The organism is Streptomyces mesophilus, assembly GCF_011044995.1.
GTDB lineage: Bacteria > Actinomycetota > Actinomycetes > Streptomycetales > Streptomycetaceae > Streptomyces > Streptomyces mesophilus.
Genome location: NZ_JAAKZW010000422.1, coordinates 1 through 2,808 on the forward strand (window position 1 = coordinate 1; position 2,808 = coordinate 2,808).

2 protein-coding genes are annotated in these 2,808 nt (G+C 71.0%); both read right to left on the reverse strand.

Annotation, left to right across the window (positions count from 1 at the left end; translation table 11 throughout):
- Positions 1-515: 515 nt before the first annotated feature.
- A complete protein-coding gene (locus tag G6045_RS40175) occupies positions 516-1,364 on the reverse strand; it encodes a GNAT family N-acetyltransferase (RefSeq protein ID WP_165337190.1) in 849 nt (282 codons plus the stop codon).
- A gap of 27 nt (positions 1,365-1,391) precedes the next feature.
- Positions 1,392-2,808, reverse strand: a 1,417-nt coding sequence (locus tag G6045_RS40180; protein WP_165337191.1) for an IucA/IucC family protein, incomplete at its 5' end; no start/stop codon positions are given.

Below are 2,808 nucleotides of genomic sequence, written 5' to 3' on the forward strand. Positions count from 1 at the left end.
GGGCGGGAGTCGGCTGGATGATCTCTTCGTGGGCGAACTCGCCCAGCATCTTGGCCAGGAGGCGGCGGCCGGCCAGGTGCCATGTCGCCCGGTTGAGTTCCGGCGGATCGTAGAGCGTGGGGCGCTCTGCCGAATCGGGGGCGTCGGCGTAATTGTGCACGGGGTCTCCGGAATCAAGCGGGGTGCGGGCCTGGGTGGGGCTTTGTGCGGTGGGGCTTTGTGCCGGTGGGGCTTTGTGCCGGTGGGGCTTTGTGCCGGTGGGGCTTTGTGCCGGTGGGACGGAGCGGTCAAGGTCGGGCGGGTGGCGCGAGGCGGGTCGTCGGCGCCGGAAATTCGTGGGCCGGGATGCGGAACCTGCCCGGCCCGAGCGGTGTATCAGTAGTGAAATCCAACGAAGACCGGTGGGGATCCGGCTGGTTGGGGCGCTATGCCTGGAGCGAGAAGGGTGGTGCTGCAAGTGGTCGGTCGGGAGCGGTTCGGCTCGGGGGTGGTACGTGAGGTGGGTGCGGCGAGGATCAGAGCTGGGCGCGCAGCGCGCGGTCGCGGACCATGAGCGCGGCGCGTTTACCGGGAAGCTCCACCTCGGCACCGAGGCGGAAGCCTGCGCTCAAAAAGGCTGACACAGAAGGGGTGTTGCGCAGGTCGGGTTCCGCCACTACGCGGGTGCACGCGGGCCTTCGGTCGAGTACGAGGTCGGCGACGGCGCGCAGCAGGGACGTGCCCACGCCCCGGCCGCGGTCCGCGACACCTCCGATGAGCAGATGGATTCCGGTGTCGTGTGGGCGCGCCGGATAGTGCCGGGCGAGCGGGTCCAGGTCGGCCCGGTAGATCTCCCAGTAGCTCATCGGTGTGCCGTCGAGCAGCCCGACGCAGGGCACACTGCGGCCGTCACCCTCGAGTTGGGGGCGCAGATGGTCGGCGGTGACGGATGCGTCTCCGCCGAGCTCCCAGAACGCGGCCACGGCAGGGTCGTTCATCCAGCGGCTGATCAGGGTGAGGTCACGCTCGATCCGTACGGGGACCAGCTGGAACACGCCGACGGGCGTGGATGCGGGTCCCCAGCCGGAGACGCCGTCGAGCAGGTCTTCGAGGGGAGGGATGCCGTGCGCGGGGCCGGTGTGCCGGGGGCGCACCGCGGTGTGCTGCTGCCCCGTTGCCCCGGTGTCGGCCGTCCGGTCGTGGACGTCCCTGTCCGCCTTCGCGGGGCTCGGCTGCGGCGCCGTGTCCTCGTCGTCCGCCTCGCCCGCGATCAGGGCGAGGAGCTCGTCGGGCAGGCGGAGGTCGAGGGTGTCCTCGGAGGTGTTCCGGGTGTCGGTACCGGTGGCGGAAGGCTGGGGGTTGGTGCTCGCGTCGGTGGGCGGCACGGCAACGCTCCTCTCACGGGCGGATGGTCATGTACGAGGAATGTGAAGGGGGTTGGGGATGGTGACGTAGACGGACTGGGTGTCGACGGGGCCGACGAGTTCGTCGAGGCCGTGCAGCCGGGTCAGCAGATTGGCCTTGCAGCGCAGCACCGGGGTCTCGAGCAGCTGGGCAGGCAGCGGGCTGCGCAGCTTGCCGGTGCCCGAGGCGCATTCGGCCAGGAAGCGGCGGAAGGCGGCGAGCAGCAACCGTTCGTCGGCGAGACGCTGTGAGCCGAAGGCGCCGATGAGACCCAGGACGTTGTTGATGCCCAGGTAGTAGGCGAAGCGTTCGTCGGTGACCGCGTCGGGGACGAAGGTGTCGCTGCGCACGCCGATGCCGGGGAGACGCTTGTCGAGTTCGGTACGGCGTGACGCGCGGAAGTAGTAGCCCTGGTTGTCGCGGTAGCGGCCGCCGACGGGCCAGCCGTCGGGGTCGAGGACGACGAGGGTGTTCTGCTGGTGGGCTTCGAGCGCGACGCCCGCTTCTCCGTCGAGCCAGAGGACGGGACGTACGACCTGTTCGAGGTAGCGCAGGAACCACTCGGCGGCCACGGCTCCGCGGGGACGTCCGGTGCGTGCGGCGAGTGCTCCGACGAGCTCGGCGAGCCGGGAGCGCATGGGGGCGGCGGTTCGGTCGGTGGCCGTTCGGCGGCCGGCTGTGCCGGCTGCTCGCACCGGGCGCGGGGAGACCAGGCCCGCGATGCAGGTCACGTCGTCGCCGGGGGCGAAGGGGTTGTTACGGATGACGGTGTCCAGGCCGGTGACGGGGGCCCCGTCCGCGTCAAGCACCGCCAGCCAGGCGGGGTCGCGGACGATGTCGAACCCGGGGTGCGCCGACTTCCACTCGGCGGACAGGCCGGAGCGCAGCAGACGGTGGACCTCCACGCCTCGGTGGAGTTCCTTGTGCAGGTTCTCGCGACGGGAGTTGGTGATGCGCAGGCCGAGGGAGAGCTTCAGCATGGCCGCGGCGCCGGGCCGGTAGACCGTGCGGACGGAGGAGGTGGGGTACCAGTCGTCACCGAGCGGGCCGAGGTCCCTGATCAGACCGCGGTCCAAGAGCTCGGCGACCTCGGGCCGGTGGGTCAGGTCGCTCGCCTGCCATGGGTGGAGGGGCAACAGGGCGTAACCGTCGGGCAGTTCGGCGGCGCGCGCGGACAGGGCCTTGTCGGCCGCCGGACCGGCGAGGCGCGAGGTGAGCTGCTGTGCGGTGACGGTGCGGCCTCGCTCGGTCCAGGCCGAGTCGGCGGCGAGCACCGAAGGTGCGACGGCCATCCAATGCAGCGCGAACGCCCCGTACGACTCCGGCGAGTACCGCTCCGCCTCCGCCTCGGACAACCCTTCACGGCTCTTGGGGGTGGGGTGCAGGGGGTGGCCGAGGACGAGTGATTGTTCGGCGGTGAGGAAG